The following is a 12885-nucleotide window of genomic DNA, read 5'->3' on the forward strand; positions in this document are numbered from 1 at the left end:
GGTGCCTCACCGGCTCCGGCCCGAGCCGTCCAGGAGGTCCCGCAGGACGGACTCGGGGTCCCGCAGCACCGCTCGACCTCGGCGAGGGTGATCGTGCGCTGTCCCAGATGGCCCGCGACCAGTTCCAGCGCCAGCGGAATGCCCTCCAGCCACGCGCACAGCCGGCCGGCCGTCACGAGGTCGGCCGGGTCCGTCGGTCGCGGCCGGCAACGGCCCCACGGTGACGAGGAGTTCGCCGGGCACCTCCAGCGCTGCCCGGCTGGTCGCCGGCACGGTCAGCGAAGGGCAGGCCGTCAGCAGCCGCGCGGCCAGGTGCCGGCAGGAACTCAGCAGGTGTTCGCAGGAGTCGAGCACCAGGACGGCGTCCTGGCCCGCGAGCCAGACGCACAGCACGTCCAGCGGCAGGGCCGCCGTGTGGTCGGCGAAGCCCGCGGCGCCCGCGACCGTCGCGGTGAGCAGACGGTCGTCCCGCAGCGGCCACAGCTCCGCCCAGATCACCTCGCGGCCCCGGTCGGCGCGGACCGCGTGCGCGGCGTGCAGGGCCAGCCTGCTCTTCCCCACCCCGCCCACCCCGGTGAGGGTGACCAGGCGACGGCGTTCCAACGTGTCGGCGAGATGGTCCAGTTCGGCCCGGCGGCCGATGAACTCGTCGGGGATGTCGGGAAGATCGCTCAGCACCCTGGCAGTGTCGCCGCCGCGCGGGCCCGGCCCGGGGCCCGTTCACCCTTCGGGGTGAAGCGATCGGTCAGGACGGGAGCAGGCCCACGGCGGTCGAGGCCGCGAGGCGGTGCCAGTTCGTGTCGCCCCGGAGCATCGCGTGGTCACCGCCCGGGACGAGACGGACGTCCGCCCGCGCCCCGGCCGCGCGGGCCCGCCGCACGTACGACACCGACGCGCCCGGGTCGGTCACACGGTCCCGGTCCCCGTGGATCACGACGACGTCCTTGTCCCGCAGCTGGCTCACCGGCTCGCCGTCCGGGCACCAGGGCGCCAGCGCCAGCACCGCCCGGACCTGCGGGGCGCCCGCGGCACGCAGGGCCGCGCGACCCCCCATCGAGTGACCCACGAGAACCACCGGGACGTCACCGGCCCGGCGGACGAGCTCGTCGAGCGCCCGCCGGACGTCCCGCAGGGCATCGCCCTCGTCGCCGTTCCAGCCGCGCACGCGGTAGCGCACCTCTCCCAGGAAGACCCCGTCGTCGTCAGGCAGCGCGGCGGCGACGGCCCGCACGAAGGGCCTCATCCGCAGGGCCGCCAGATGCCAGGGCCGCGACGGGGACCGGCCCTCGGACCTGCCGCCGTGCAGGAACAGCACCGCGGCCCGCGGCGTGCCGGGGGCGAGCCGCGGCACCAGCGCGGCCGGCATGCGGGCCGCCCCGGGGACGGTCTCCCGTTCGTGAACCGTCATCCGTGCTCCTCACCCCTCGTGTGTCCCCCGCCGGGGAGAACCGTTCACTGGTCATCCGTAGCCGGTCGGCGAACGGATTGGCCGGCCGCCGGCCACGCCATGGTCCCCGAAACCCGGGCCCCTGCCCAGGCCGTCCGGTCCCACCTGCGTTTTTTCCGGGGAGCGGGACCAATCCGCCGCCCTCCGGGGACCGGATTACCACCGGAGACGTCCCGACCACGGAGGACCCCCGTGAAAGAAGCCGTGCACATCGGCCGAAACCCGTCCGCCGAGCCGGACCTGCAAGAACTGGTGGGCCTCGTCGCCCTGGGCGACGAGGACGCGTTCGCCTCGGTGTACGACCTCGTGGCGAGCCCGGTCCTCGGTGTCGTGCGCGCCGTGCTGCGCGACCAGGCGCAGTCGGAGGAGGTGGCCCAGGAGGTCCTGGTGGAGGTGTGGCGCACCGCCCCCCGCTACCGCTCCGACCGCGGTACGGCGATCAACTGGATCCTCACCCTGGCGCACCGCCGGGCGGTCGACCGGGTGCGCTCGGTGGAGGCCGCCGCGGCCCGGGACCACAAGGCCGCCCTGCTGGAGCACACGCCCGAGTACGACGAGGTGACCGAGCAGGTCGAGGCACGGCTGGAGCGGGAGCAGGTGCGGCGCTGTCTGCGCACGCTGACCGAGATCCAGCGCCAGGCCGTCACCCTCGCGTACTACCGGGGGCTGACCTACCGGCAGGTGGCGGAAGCCCTGACGCTTCCCCTGGGCACCGTCAAGACCCGTCTGCGCGACGGACTCATCCGGCTCCGCGACTGCCTGGGGGTGACCGCGTGACCGCCGCCGACCTGCACACCCTGACCGGCGCCTACGCCCTGCACGCCCTGTCCGACGAGGAGCGGGAGGCCTTCGGACGGCACCTCGCGGCCTGCGAGCCGTGCGCCGAGGAGACCGCCGAACTGACGGCCGCCGCCGCCCGCCTGGGACTCGCCGTCTCGCTCACGCCCCGCCCGGTGCTGCGCGAGCAGGTGCTGCGCCGGATCACCACCGTCCGCCAGGACCCGCCCGGGGAGCCGCCCAAGCCCCGCGCGGGCCGTACGGCCTCCTGGGGGCGCCCGCTCTCGCGCTGGGCCCTGGCGGCATGCCTCGCGGCGGCCACCGCGCTCGGCGGTACGGCGGTGTGGCAGCACCAGCGCGCCGAGGACGCCCTCGACCAGGCCCGGCAGGCCGAACAGGCCACGGACCGGATCGCCACCGTGCTCGCGGCACCGGACGCCAGGACCCGCACCGCGAAACTGGCCGACGGGGCCACCGGCACCGTCGTCGTCTCCGAGGGCCAGGACCGGGCCGTGTTCGTCGTCTCCGGGATGACGGATCCGCCGCGGGGCAAGGTCTACCAGCTGTGGTTCGACGACGACGGCACCATGCGGTCCGCCGGACTCATGGACCCCGGGCGCACCGACCAGGCCGTCCTGATGCGGGGTGCCGTGGACGGGGCGTCGGGCATGGGCATCACCGTCGAGCCGGCGGGCGGGTCCGAGCGGCCGACCTCGGCCCCGGTGGCCGCGATGGCCTTCCCCGCCTGAGGCTCACTTGGGAGGCAGCGGGAAGAAGCCGCTGGTCCGGGCCGCGTACGCGGCATACCCCGGACGCTCGGCCATGTGCCGCTCCAGCAGCCGCTTCCCGCTGCCCTTGGTCAGCAGCAGGCTCATCACCACCGGCGACACGAGCACGGCCGCCGCCGCTGCGGGCGCGTCGCAGGCGATGAGGAACAGGCCCCACCACACGCAGAAGTCCCCGAAGTAGTTGGGATGGCGGGTCCAGCTCCACAGCCCCCGGTCCATGATCCGGCCCTTGTTCCCCGGATCGGCCTTGAACCGGGCGAGCTGGGCGTCCCCGACCGCCTCGAAGAACATGCCGACCGCCCACAGACAGGCGCCCGCGGCGGCCCACGCCGTCATCGGCCCGGTGATGTACTGCGCGGCCTGCACCGGCAGCGACACCAGCCACACCAGGGCGCCCTGGAGCAGATACACGATCCGCAGCGCGTACAGGTTCCGGTTGCCGGGCGCCTTGGCCAGCATCTCCTCGTAGCGCGGGTCCTCGCCGTGTCCGCGCCCGCGCCGGGCGATGTGCCGGGCCAGGCGCAGCCCCCACACCGCCGTCAGCACGGTGACCAGGATCCGCCGCCCGGGGTCGCCGGTGCCCGCCGACGCCGCGAAGGTCACGACGGCGACGGCGGTGAATCCCAGGCCCCAGGCCACGTCGACGATCCGGTGCAGGCCCTTGCGCACGGCGACGGCGAAGGTCACCAGCATCACGGCGAGAGCGGCCCCGGCGGACCAGGCGAGTCCGACCGCGAAGGCGCCCCAGGCGAACCCGTTCACGGCCGGTCCAGCCCGGTGTACCAGTCCTCGGGCGTCGAGGGCAGCCCGGCACACCCCTCGTCCGTCGGCCGCACACTCAGAATCTGGTCCACACCCATACGCCGCTCCTCGAAGGCCAGCGCCCCGCCGACCAGGTACAGCCGCCACACCCGGGCGGTCTCCTCGCCGACGAGTCCCACGACATCGCCCCAGCGTTCCTCCAGGGTCCGGTGCCAGGCGCCGATCGTCCGCACGTAGTGCTCGCGCAGCGACTCCACGGACCGCACCTCGAGCCCGGCCCCTTCCAGCAGCCCGACCGTCTCGCCCACCGGCCGCATGTGCATGTCGGGCGCGATGTACGCCTCGATGAAGGCACCGCCCCCGGGCGCGTTCCGCCCGCGCGACATCTGCTGCACCAGCACCCGGCCCAGCGGCCGCACCAGCCGGTGCAGGGCGGCGGCGAAGGCCGGGTACTCGGCGTCCCCGACGTGCTCGCCCATCTCCACGGTGGCGACCGCGTCGTAGCCGCCGCCCGTGATGTCCCGGTAGTCCTGGCACACCACCTCCACCCGGTCCTCGAGACCCCGCTCGCACACCCGCGCACGGACGTACGCCGCCTGCTCCCGGGCCAGGGTCACCGCGGTGACACGCGCCTTGTGCCGCTCGGCGGCGTACAGGGTGAGCGAGCCCCAGCCGCAGCCGACGTCGAGCAGCCGGGCGCCGGGCAGCAGGCCGAGCTTGCGGCAGATCAGCTCCAGCTTGGCGCGCTGGGCGTCGGCCGGGGTGAAGCCGGGGGCCTCGCTCGCCCAGTAGCCGCACGAGTAGGCCATCGTCTCGTCGAGGAGCAGCCGGTAGAAGGCGTTGGACAGGTCGTAGTGGTGGCTGATGGCGGCCCGGTCGCGGGCCCTGCTGTGCAGGCCGCCGCGCAGCCGCGCCTGGGAGGCCGGTGGGACGGGCGGCGGGCCGACGGCACCGAGGCTCAGGGCCGTGCCGACCGCCCGCGCGCGGTCGGCGGCGCTCAGCCGGGGCGTGTGCCGTCCGCGCTCCCGCGCGGCGGCCCACAGGCCGCGCAGCCCGTCGCCGAGGTCGCCCTCGATGTCGAGCTCTCCGGTGACGTAGGCCTGGGCCAGGCCCAGTTCGCCGGGCTGCCAGAGCAGGCGGCGCAGGGCGTGCCGGGACCGTACGACGACCACCGGGCCGCCGTCCGGTCCGGTCTCGCTGCCGTCCCAGGCGCGGACCCGCACCGGGAGGGGACCGCCGAGCGCGGTCTCCACGGCGGAGACGAGCCGGTGCGCGGCGCCGGGCCGGGTGAGGGCGGAAGGGGGAGTCGGAGTCATCGGGCCGTGGCCTCCTTGGTGAGCAGGTACTGCTGCACGTCCAGGTAGCCGGAGCGGAATCCGGCCTCGGAGTAGGCGAGGTAGAACGTCCACAGGCGTCGGAACGTCTCGTCGAAGCCGAGCGCGGCGACCTCGTCCGCGCGCCCGGCGAAGCGCTCGCGCCACAGGCGCAGGGTCTCGGCGTAGTGGGCGCCGTAGGCGTCGCGGCGGGTGACGCGCAGCCGGGTGTGGTCGCGGACGGTCCCGGCGACGGCCTCGACGGAGGGGATCACGCCGCCGGGGAAGACGTACTTGGAGATCCAGGTGAAGGTGTCCCGGCTGGCGAGCATCCGGTCGTGGGGCATGGTGATGGCCTGGAGGGCGGCGCGTCCGCCCGGGGCCAGCCGTTCGTCCAGGACGCGGAAGTAGACGGGCCAGAACTCCGCGCCCACCGCCTCGACCATCTCCACGCTCAGGACGGCGTCGTAGGTGCCGCGGGCCTCGCGGTAGTCGCACAGTTCCACCGAGACCCGCTCGGCGAGACCGGCCGCCGCGACGCGCTCGCGGGCCAGGGCGGCCTGTTCCCGGGAGAGGGTGAGCGAGGTGACGTGCGCGCCGCGCGCGGCGGCGCGGATGGCCAGCTCTCCCCACCCGGTGCCGATCTCCAGCACCCGGGTGCCCTCCCGTACCTCGGCGAGATCCAGCAGCCGGTCGATCTTGCGGTGCTGGGCGGCGGCGAGCAGGTCCCAGTCGGCGGGGAAGCCGCGGAAGAGGGCCGAGGAGTAGCTGAGGGTGTCGTCGAGGAACAGCGCGAACAGGTCGTTGGACAGGTCGTAGTGGCGGCTGATGTTGGTGCGCGAGCCGCTGGCGGTGTTGCGCTGGGCGTCCGGCCGACGCGGCGCCCACAGTCCGCGCAGCCGCTGCAGCGGTGCGGGGATCAGCTCGCCCAGGTCCGCCGCGAGCACGGTGAGGGCGGCGACCAGGTCGGGCGCGTCCCACTCCCCGGCCATGTACGACTCGCCGAAGCCGACCAGGCCCTGGCTGCCCACCCGGGCGTGGAAGGCCCGCGGGTCGTGGAGGTCCAGGACGGGGCCGCCCTTCCCGAGCGAGGTGCCGTCGGGGAACCGGACGTGCAGCGGCAGGTCCCGCAGGGCATGGCGTACGACGGCTGCCGTGATCGCGGTCCGGGCCCGGGAGGCCTTCGGCGGCCGGGCCACGTCGGGCCAGCGGGCCGCGTCCACGGCCACGCGGGGCGCGGCGGTCGCGGTCCGCCCCGTGCCGCCGGGGCGGAGCTCGGCTGTCGTCATGCGGAGTTCTCCTTGTTGTTCGGGGTCCGATGTTCTGGTCGGGGGCGGACGGGCAGCCCGCGCAGATACAGACGGATGCCGTGCAGTCGGATGGCCGCGGACACGGCGAGCGTGGACCAGGGCCGGCGCAGGGCCAGCCGCAGCAGCGTGCCCGCGCGGACGTCGTGACGCGCCCCGCGCACGGTCGCGGTGAACGGCCTGCCGCCCTCCCGCTCCAGGTGCACGGTGAGGTCGAGCCGCTCCCCGGGGGCGGGCAGGCGCATGCGGTAGCGGCCGTCGACGGGGAAGAACGGCGAGACGTAGAACTCCTTGCCCACCTCCGCCGTCCCCGAGGCGTCCGGGCGCAGCAGATAGCAGTGGCGTTCGCCGTAGGTGTTGTGGACCTCGGCGACCACACAGCGCACGGCCCCGTCGGGGCCGTGGCACCAGTAGACGGTGAGCGGGTTGAAGACATATCCGAACACCCGCGCGTGCGTGAGCATCACGACCGCGCCGCCGTCCAGCTCCACCCCGTGGCCGGCCAGGAAGGCGTCCAGCCCCGCCCGGATGGAGGGGTGCTCGCCGGAGAAGTGGTCGCGCGGCTCGAAACGCGCCAACGGGCGCAGTGCGCGCGGCAGCCGGGGGAGCCGGTCGGGGTCGACGAGCCACATGTAGGTGCGGTGGCGCAGCGCGTACCGCAGGGGCGCGGTGCGCACGTGGGCGATCGCGCAGGGATAGAGGGCGGGCGCGGGCGTGGCTATGGGCGTCGTCACCATCGCACCCCCAGTGCCGCCGCGGCCGCCGCCCCGGACCGGCAGCCGTCCTCGTGGAAGCCCCAGCCGTGGTAGGCGCCCGCGAACGCCGTGACGGGGCCGGCCAGTTCGGGCAGCCGCTGCTGTGCGGCCACCGACTCCGGGGTGTAGACCGGGTGTTCGTAGACCATGCGGGCGCGCACCCGGTCGGGATCGACACGGTCCTCGCCGCCGAGGGTGACGACGAACGTCTCGGGGGCGTCGAGCCGCTGCAGCCGGTTCATGTCGTAGCTGACCCGCACCCGGTCGGCGCCCGCCGCGCACGACGGCATCAGGTAGTTCCACGACGCCCGCGCCCCGCGCGCACGCGGCAGCAGCCGGGTGTCGGTGTGCAGCAGCGTGCTGTTGCGGGAGTACCGGAAGGCCCCGAGCACCTCCTTCTCCTCCGGCGTGGCATCGGCCAGCAGCCGCAGCGCCTGGTCGGGGTGGGTCGCGAGGACCACCGAGTCGTACGACCGTGTGGTGCCGTCGGCCGCGGTGAGGCTCACGCCGTCGGGATGCCGCCGCAGGGCCCGGACCGGAGCCGCGAGGCACACCTCGTCCAGCCGGGCCGCCACCCGCTCGACGTACGAGCGGGAGCCGCCGGTGACCGTGCGCCACGTCGGCGACCCGCTCACCGAGAGCAGCCCGTGGTGCTCCAGGAAACGGAACAGATAGGCGGCCGGATAGCGCTGGGCGACGCCGGCGTCGCAGGACCACACCGCCGACACGAGAGGGGTCGTGAAGTGCGTGCGGAAGTACGGCGAGAAGCCCTCGTGGTCCAGGAACTCCCCGAGGGTGAGGTCCTGCTCCGCCCCTCGCGCGAGGTGCCGCCGTGCGGCCCGGTGGAAGGCGGGCACCTCGGTGAGCATCCGCAGATAGGCCCCGCGCAGGGCGTTGCGGGGCCGGGCGAACAGCCCGGCGGGGCCACGGGCACCGGCGTACTCCAGACCGCAGCCCTCGCACCGCACCGACATGCTCATCTCCGACTCCTGCGTGGCGACGCCGAGTTCGTCGAAGAGGCGCAGGAGGTTCGGGTAGGTGCGGCGGTTGTGCACGATGAAGCCGGAGTCGACGCGGTACGTCGCGCCGCCGGACGAGGTCAGCTCGTGGGTGTGGGCGTGCCCGCCGAGCCGGTCGTCGGCCTCGAACAGCGTGACGTGATGCGCGCGGGCCAGTACGTACGCGGCGGTCAGGCCCGCCACCCCACTGCCGATCACGGCCGTGCGGCGCCGCTCCCGTGCGGCGTTTCCCGGCACCTGTGACATCGCCTCTCCTCCTGGTCGGACCTGGACACGGACATGGGTCTCGCGCGTAATCCGGAGCCGCCGCGCGAGCGGATTGGACCGGGCCGCTACCAAGTACTTCCGTGCGCGGACGCCGTCCGGATGCCGGGGTGGCCGTGGAATCCGTAGCGGAACCGCCTGCGGATGGGTCGGAGAGACGACTTCATCCGAACGAGCGGCCCGACCAATCCGCCCCGCTTCCAGGGCCGGATTCCCCACGTGACACGTCCGGCCGCCCGGCGAGGCATCCCGCATTCCCTGTCAGGCCACCGAGGGCGCCCACACCCACTGACCAGCCCCGGCCCTGCCTCCGCCCCGCCCCGCCCCACCTCACCACCAGGAGAAACACCATGAACACCCGATTCCGCCGCATCGCCGTGACCGTGGCAGCCGCAGCCGTGCTCCCCCTGGCCCTGAGCGCCTGCTCCAGCGGCAGCGGTTCCTCCGCCGCATCGGACTCCGCGGGCAAGGCGTCGCCCTCGGCGTCCGCCGCCGGCATGGACGGCTCCGGCGGCACCTCCATGGACGAGCCTTTCGGCCCGGCCTGCTCGACGGTGCCCGAGGACGGCGCCGGCTCCTTCGACGGCATGGCCAAGGACCCGGTGGCCACCGCCGCGTCCAACAACCCGGCGCTGTCCACCCTCGTGACGGCCGTCAAGAAGGCCGGACTGGTCGACACCCTCAACAACGCCGAGAACATCACGGTGTTCGCGCCCACGAACGACGCCTTCGCGAAGATCCCCAAGGCGACTCTGGACAAGGTCCTCAACGACAAGGCCCAGCTGACGAAGATCCTCACCTACCACGTGGTCGGCGAGAAGCTGACCCCGAAGGACCTGGAGAACGGCTCCTTCGACACGCTGGAGAAGTCGAAGCTGACGACGTCGGGCTCGGGGGAGTCGTACACCGTGAACGACTCCGCGAAGGTCGTCTGCGGCAACGTGAAGACCGCCAACGCCAACGTCTACATCATCGACACCGTCCTGATGCCGGGCAGCTGACGGCCCACGCGGGCACGGCGGGGCACCGTAGCGGCGGTGCCCCGCCGACCGCGTGAGAGCAGCCGACCCCGAGGCACGACATCACCCGGTCGCACCGGCCGCCTACAGTGTCGGTACCCACGTCCGCCTCAGCACGTCCGCACGTCAGGCCCCCCATGTCCGCTGAACCGCACTCCCCGGCAGCCCACGGCCCCGCCGCCGACACCGCCTCCCGGCCGGGCGTATCGCCCGTACGGCCCTGGGCCGCCGCCCTGCGCCGCACCCCGGTGTCGATGTGGCGCGACGACGTGTCGGACTTCGCCGCCGCCCTCACCTACTACGCCATCCTGGCCGTGCTGCCCGCCCTGCTCGTCACGGCCATCGCGTTCGGCCGGATCAGCCCGGGCACGGCCGAGGCCTTCATCGCGCACGTCACCGCCTACGCGCCCGGCCAGTCGGGTGCCCCCCTGCACGACGTGCTGTCCCGGACGCTGCACGACGGTTCGGCCGTCTGGACCCTGCTGTGCGGCGGCATCGTGAGCGCGCTGTGGTCCGCCTCCAGCTACCTCGCCGTCTTCCGCCGGGCCCTGCACCGTATGCACCGGGAGGCCGACAGCCGCTCGCCCTGGCGCAAGGCCCACCGCATCCTGCTCACCGCGCTCGCCCTGCTCGGTCTGCTCGTCGTCGGTTCCCTCGTCCTGCTGCTGAGCGGCCCCGCGGCCGAGAACGTCGGCCGTTACCTCGGGCTCGGCACGATGGCCGCGTGGACCTGGAGCCTGCTGCGCTGGCCCCTCCTGCTGTGCGTGGTGGCCCTGCTGGTCGTCATCGTCTTCCACACCGGCCCCAGGGCGGCCCGCACCCGCGGCCACAGCCTCCCCGGCGGAGCCCTGGCCGCCGCCCTGTGGCTCACCGTCTCCGCGGGCTTCGCCCTCTACGCCTCCGCGCTGAGCACCTACAGCAGGCTCTACGGCTCCCTCGCCGGCGTCGTGGTCTTCCTCGTCTGGCTGTGGCTGTCCAACCTGGCCCTGCTGGCCGGCGCCCAGTTCACCGCCGAACTGAGCGAGCCGGAGTCCGAACGCCGCCCCGTCCGAGGCTCTGTCACAGGCACGTGACGGCGACGTCCGGGACGTGAGACGGCGTGAACCGGATCCCGGAAGCGCTCGTCTTGAAGATCGTAAACGCGCGATACCAATCGCTACCGATCGCCTGGTGTCCCGCACTTGTCGTTCCTTGGAGGATTTCCGCGATGAACCGTCGTCTGCGCACCGCCCTCGCCGTCACCGCCGTGATCGGCTCGGGCCTGCTGATGACTGCGTGTGGGGGCGGTGACGAGTCGTCGGCGTCGGATTCCCCGGCGGCATCCTCCAGCCAGGCAAGCCCGACGGCGTCCGGCGGCAGCGACAGCGGCAGCGGCGATTCGGGCACGTCGAAGTCCACCGGCGGCGGCTCGTCGTCGGACAAGTCCGCTACGGCAGACGGCGACTCGTCCGGCGACAAGAAGGGCTACGGCCAGAGCTGCGGCACCAACGACATCTCCTGGAGCGTGAGCTCCGAGGACCAGGCCGGCGGCTACTTCCTGATCAAGGCCACGGCCAAGTCCGGCATCACCTGCGTCCTTCCCGCCGAACTGCCGGTCGTGGCCTTCGGCTCGGACGGCACGGAGGCCGAGCCGGCGGAGCAGTCGGCGGGCCAGCCGATCACCCTGCGCGAAGGCGTCACCGCCTACGCCGGCGTCAACCCGAAGACCACCAACGGCGACACCGGCAAGGAACTCGACAGCCTCATCGTCTCCGTCGCCAACGACGACCCGAACCCGGAGTCCCTGAAGGTCGATTCCTACGTCGTGGACAAGCCGATCGTCACCAGCTGGCACACGTCCCCCACCGACGCGGTCCCCTTCTCGGGCTGAGCACCGGGGACAACCAGGCGAAAGGGCCGGACCACTGTGTGGTCCGGCCCTGTCCTCTGGCGGGGATTCCAGCCCGGCCCGCTCTCAGACGGTCATCTGCCGCCGGGGCGCCGACACGGCCCGCACCGCCGTGCCCGAGACGAGTACCGCTGACAGTGCGGTCAGGCCGGTCAGGATGTCCTGGATCTGCGCCGCCGGCGCATAGACGATCACGATGACGATGAGCAGGGCCGCCCAGTTCCTCGGGCGAGCGATGGACACTACAGAGCGAGTTGGAGCCACAGTCATTGCGGTACCTCCTGGTGCTCGTTGCTGCTTGCACTCATAGTGGCCCTCTCCGCCGCCGGCAGGGCCGTTGAGCACCCCGGTCAAGGTCAACGGTCCCTCTAACGGGTGATTGTGGAGGCGAGTTGACCGCAACTCGCCCACCGCCGAAGCGATCAGCCGTTCTCGCGCAACAGATGCGGCGCGTAGGCCTCGACCGCCTCCAGAAGCTCCCGCTTCGAGGGATTCACCATGGCCCGCCCGGCCACGGTCACCGTGGGCACCGTCTCGTTCCCCTCGGCAACCGACCGCACGAACGCCGCCGCGTCCGGGTTCCGCCAGATGTTGACCTTGGTGTATCGGAGCCGAGTGAAGCGGAGTTGCGTCAGCAGCTTCATGCAGTACGTACACAGGGGACGCCAGTAGATGACGACCCCACCAGTCTCCTCGGACATGCGTCTCTCCCTCGCTCCCGGGCTTACTGGCCCGGCCCCACTGACGGCCCGAAAACGGAACGGTGCCCCTCCGGAAGCCGCATGGTAGCGTCCGTATACAAGGTGTATGCGAGAGCTGGGGGCTGCCGTGACGTCCGGTCGGGAGAAGGCGTACGCGTATCTCAAGGACACGGTGCTGACGGATCCCGGGATGCAGGGCGCCTTCCTGTCGGAGCAGGAGCTGGCGGACCGTATCGGCGTCTCCCGCACGCCCATCAGGGAAGCGCTGCTGCAGCTCGCCGCCGAGGATCTCGTCGAGCTGGTGCCCAAGCGGGGCGCTCGCGTGTCCCCGCTCACGGGACGGGAGATCCGCGAGCTGATGGAGCTGCGGGGCATCGTCGAGCGGTACGCCGCGCAGGAGCTGGTCTCCGGCGGGGTAGCGCCGGTGGCGGAGCTGCGGTCCCTGCTGGAGCGGCAGCGCGAGCTCACCGGTGCCGACCAGGCCCGGGAGTTCATCGCCGTGGACCACTGCTTCCACGCGGCCCTGGTGTCCGCCGTCGGCAACGCCCTCCTCGACCGGCACTACGAGGGCCTGCGCAGCCGCCAGGTCCGCACCGGAGTCGTCGCCCTCTTCAACCAGCAGGGACGCCAGGAAGCGGTGCTGGGCGAACACGAGGCGATCCTCGACGCCCTGGAGGCCGGCGACGCCCAGGCCGCCTGTGCCGCCATCGACCACCACCTGGAGTCGACGCTGAAAGTGCTGCTGGCGGGCTAGTACTCCAGCAGCGTTTCGCTATCTGGCCTGGTCAGAGGCATCGTCGGGAGTGTACTTGGCTGCTGGCATGTCAGGGGCGGTCTTGCCGGAC

15 protein-coding genes are annotated in these 12885 nt (G+C 73.1%); 6 read left to right on the plus strand and 9 right to left on the minus strand.

From position 1 onward, the window contains the following. Positions 1 to 6: 6 nt before the first annotated feature. Both ACFT4A_RS38725 and ACFT4A_RS38730 read right to left on the minus strand, forming a co-directional pair. Complete coding sequence (locus ACFT4A_RS38725; RefSeq protein WP_382840311.1) at positions 7 to 678, minus strand: hypothetical protein; 672 nt, start codon at positions 676 to 678, stop codon at positions 7 to 9. A gap of 67 nt (positions 679 to 745) precedes the next feature. After that, a complete protein-coding gene (locus tag ACFT4A_RS38730; protein WP_382840313.1) occupies positions 746 to 1408 on the minus strand; it encodes an alpha/beta fold hydrolase in 663 nt (220 codons plus the stop codon). A gap of 231 nt (positions 1409 to 1639) precedes the next feature. On the opposite strand from ACFT4A_RS38730, the gene ACFT4A_RS38735 reads away from it, so the two are divergent. After that, on the plus strand, positions 1640 to 2224 hold the full coding sequence (locus ACFT4A_RS38735; protein ID WP_382840316.1) for a sigma-70 family RNA polymerase sigma factor: 585 nt from the start codon (positions 1640 to 1642) through the stop codon (positions 2222 to 2224). Beyond that, complete coding sequence (locus ACFT4A_RS38740) at positions 2221 to 2973, plus strand: anti-sigma factor domain-containing protein (protein WP_382840318.1); 753 nt, start codon at positions 2221 to 2223, stop codon at positions 2971 to 2973. The genes ACFT4A_RS38735 and ACFT4A_RS38740 overlap by 4 nt, the downstream gene beginning before the upstream one ends. 3 nt (positions 2974 to 2976) lie before the next feature. On the opposite strand, the gene ACFT4A_RS38745 is transcribed toward ACFT4A_RS38740, so the two are convergent. Genes ACFT4A_RS38745 through ACFT4A_RS38765 form a run of 5 tightly spaced genes read right to left on the minus strand, consistent with a single transcriptional unit; the run spans position 2977 to position 8414 of the window. Beyond that, complete coding sequence (locus tag ACFT4A_RS38745) at positions 2977 to 3774, minus strand: DUF1295 domain-containing protein (protein ID WP_382840321.1); 798 nt, start codon at positions 3772 to 3774, stop codon at positions 2977 to 2979. Next, the gene (locus ACFT4A_RS38750; protein WP_382840323.1) at positions 3771 to 5090 is read right to left on the minus strand and encodes a class I SAM-dependent methyltransferase; all 1320 of its coding nucleotides are present in this window, start codon (positions 5088 to 5090) and stop codon (positions 3771 to 3773) included. Before ACFT4A_RS38750 ends, ACFT4A_RS38745 begins: the two co-directional genes overlap by 4 nt. Continuing rightward, entirely contained in the window at positions 5087 to 6376 is a 1290-nt protein-coding gene (locus tag ACFT4A_RS38755; protein ID WP_382840326.1) for a class I SAM-dependent methyltransferase, read from the minus strand. The genes ACFT4A_RS38750 and ACFT4A_RS38755 overlap by 4 nt, the downstream gene beginning before the upstream one ends. After that, on the minus strand, positions 6373 to 7131 hold the full coding sequence (locus ACFT4A_RS38760) for a DUF1365 domain-containing protein (protein ID WP_382840329.1): 759 nt from the start codon (positions 7129 to 7131) through the stop codon (positions 6373 to 6375). The genes ACFT4A_RS38755 and ACFT4A_RS38760 overlap by 4 nt, the downstream gene beginning before the upstream one ends. Then, positions 7125 to 8414: an NAD(P)/FAD-dependent oxidoreductase gene (locus ACFT4A_RS38765; protein WP_382840331.1), complete on the minus strand. Its 1290-nt coding sequence runs from the start codon at positions 8412 to 8414 to the stop codon at positions 7125 to 7127. The genes ACFT4A_RS38760 and ACFT4A_RS38765 overlap by 7 nt, the downstream gene beginning before the upstream one ends. A 368-nt stretch (positions 8415 to 8782) precedes the next feature. Here ACFT4A_RS38765 and ACFT4A_RS38770 point away from each other — a divergent pair, with 368 nt between their 5' ends. The 3 genes from ACFT4A_RS38770 to ACFT4A_RS38780 all read left to right on the plus strand — a co-directional run bounded on the left by ACFT4A_RS38770 (position 8783) and on the right by ACFT4A_RS38780 (position 11321). After that, positions 8783 to 9433 (plus strand): fasciclin domain-containing protein, encoded by a 651-nt coding sequence (locus ACFT4A_RS38770; RefSeq protein ID WP_382840334.1) that lies wholly within the window; start codon positions 8783 to 8785, stop codon positions 9431 to 9433. A 155-nt stretch (positions 9434 to 9588) separates the two neighbouring features. Then, positions 9589 to 10524, plus strand: coding sequence for a YihY/virulence factor BrkB family protein (locus tag ACFT4A_RS38775; RefSeq protein ID WP_382840337.1), 936 nt, complete (start codon positions 9589 to 9591; stop codon positions 10522 to 10524). A 134-nt stretch (positions 10525 to 10658) separates the two neighbouring features. Next, positions 10659 to 11321, plus strand: a complete 663-nt coding sequence (locus ACFT4A_RS38780) for a DUF4232 domain-containing protein (protein WP_382840339.1) — start codon at positions 10659 to 10661, stop codon at positions 11319 to 11321. Positions 11322 to 11405: 84 nt separating this feature from the next. Here the strand turns inward: ACFT4A_RS38780 and ACFT4A_RS38785 are convergent, their stop codons facing one another. Beyond that, entirely contained in the window at positions 11406 to 11582 is a 177-nt protein-coding gene (locus ACFT4A_RS38785; RefSeq protein WP_382840342.1) for a hypothetical protein, read from the minus strand. Positions 11583 to 11761: 179 nt separating this feature from the next. Further along, complete coding sequence (locus ACFT4A_RS38790) at positions 11762 to 12040, minus strand: glutaredoxin domain-containing protein (RefSeq protein WP_382840345.1); 279 nt, start codon at positions 12038 to 12040, stop codon at positions 11762 to 11764. A gap of 106 nt (positions 12041 to 12146) precedes the next feature. On the opposite strand from ACFT4A_RS38790, the gene ACFT4A_RS38795 reads away from it, so the two are divergent. Further along, complete coding sequence (locus ACFT4A_RS38795; RefSeq protein ID WP_382840347.1) at positions 12147 to 12794, plus strand: GntR family transcriptional regulator; 648 nt, start codon at positions 12147 to 12149, stop codon at positions 12792 to 12794. Positions 12795 to 12885: the final 91 nt, after the last annotated feature.

The sequence above is a fragment of the Streptomyces sp. NPDC057099 genome, from assembly GCF_042671245.1.
Lineage (GTDB): Bacteria > Actinomycetota > Actinomycetes > Streptomycetales > Streptomycetaceae > Streptomyces > Streptomyces purpurascens.

Coding starts and splice junctions, on each gene's coding strand:
- ACFT4A_RS38730 (WP_382840313.1), bottom strand. CDS start 1,408: ATGACGGTTCACGAACGGGAGACCGTCCCCGGGGCGGCCCGCATGCCG.
- ACFT4A_RS38750 (WP_382840323.1), bottom strand. CDS start 5,090: ATGACTCCGACTCCCCCTTCCGCCCTCACCCGGCCCGGCGCCGCGCAC.
- ACFT4A_RS38755 (WP_382840326.1), bottom strand. CDS start 6,376: ATGACGACAGCCGAGCTCCGCCCCGGCGGCACGGGGCGGACCGCGACC.
- ACFT4A_RS38760 (WP_382840329.1), bottom strand. CDS start 7,131: ATGGTGACGACGCCCATAGCCACGCCCGCGCCCGCCCTCTATCCCTGC.
- ACFT4A_RS38765 (WP_382840331.1), bottom strand. CDS start 8,414: ATGTCACAGGTGCCGGGAAACGCCGCACGGGAGCGGCGCCGCACGGCC.
- ACFT4A_RS38770 (WP_382840334.1), top strand. CDS start 8,783: ATGAACACCCGATTCCGCCGCATCGCCGTGACCGTGGCAGCCGCAGCC.
- ACFT4A_RS38775 (WP_382840337.1), top strand. CDS start 9,589: ATGTCCGCTGAACCGCACTCCCCGGCAGCCCACGGCCCCGCCGCCGAC.
- ACFT4A_RS38780 (WP_382840339.1), top strand. CDS start 10,659: ATGAACCGTCGTCTGCGCACCGCCCTCGCCGTCACCGCCGTGATCGGC.
- ACFT4A_RS38790 (WP_382840345.1), bottom strand. CDS start 12,040: ATGTCCGAGGAGACTGGTGGGGTCGTCATCTACTGGCGTCCCCTGTGT.
- ACFT4A_RS38795 (WP_382840347.1), top strand. CDS start 12,147: ATGCGAGAGCTGGGGGCTGCCGTGACGTCCGGTCGGGAGAAGGCGTAC.